Annotated in this window: 1 pseudogene; it reads right to left on the bottom strand. The window is 60.1% G+C overall.

What is annotated here, in order from left to right:
• Positions 1-1,012 (bottom strand): annotated as a pseudogene (locus tag FHS75_RS17710) (IS3 family transposase); the annotation flags it as partial.
• Positions 1,013-1,075: the final 63 nt, after the last annotated feature.

The following is a 1,075-nucleotide window of genomic DNA, read 5'->3' on the forward strand; positions in this document are numbered from 1 at the left end:
ATCAGGATCTTCGCTTCGGCCAAGGTGTAGAAGATCTCCCCGTTGAGTAGCTCATCGCGCAGGCTGCCGTTGAAGGACTCACAGTATCCGTTCTCCCAAGGGCTGCCTGGCGTAATGTACAGCGTCTTTACGCCGATCTTTGCCAGCCATTCCTGCACGGCCCTGGCGATGAACTCGGGACCGTTGTCGGACCTGATGTATGCTGGCGGCCCGCGCATGAGGAACAGTTCGGCAAGGACCTCCAGGACGTCTTCGCTTCGCAATCGCCGCGCCACCGGCAAGGCCAGGCATTCGCGGCTCGCCTCATCGATGATCGACAGGATGCGGAACTTACGACCATCATGCGTGTGACCCTGCACGAAGTCGTAGGACCACACATGCCCCGGATACTCTGGTCGCAAGCGGATACACGACCCATCATTGAGCCAGAGCCGTGAACGCTTCGGTTGCTTCTGCGGAACCTTGAGCCCCTCGCGCCGCCAGATGCGTTCTACCCGCTTGTAGTTCACATGCCAGCCTGCCTCGCGCAGCAAAGCCGTCACCCGGCGGTAGCCGTAGCGGCCATACTGCCTGGCAAGTGCGATGATGTCTTCTGTCAGGGCTTCTTCGTCATCTGCCCCGCGTGGCACCTTGCGCTGCGACGATCGATGCTGGCCGAGCACACGGCACACCCGCCGCTCGGACACAGCCATCATTCCTCTGATGTGATCGATACAGCGCCGACGCCGCGCGGGGCTCAGAAGTTTCCCTTGGCAGCCTCTTGCAGGATCAACTTGTCCAGCGTCAAGTCCGACACTGCCCGGCGCAACCGCTGGTTCTCTTTCTCCAAGTCCTTCATCCGACGGGCCTGGTCCATCTTCATCCCGCCATATTCCTTGCGCCAGCGATAATAGGTCTGCTCAGTAACGCCGATCCGGCGGCAGGCATCCGATACCGCGCCGCCCTGCGCCAACACGATCTCAGCTTCACGCAGCTTGCCGATAATCTCTTCCGGCTTGTGCTTCCGTGCCATTCCATTCCTCCTTCAGTCCAAATCCTAAAACAGAATCTGGACCACCCAGAAGGGGGAAGCTCA

The sequence above is a fragment of the Novosphingobium marinum genome (assembly GCF_013408095.1).
Taxonomy (GTDB): Bacteria; Pseudomonadota; Alphaproteobacteria; order Sphingomonadales; family Sphingomonadaceae; genus Novosphingobium; species Novosphingobium marinum.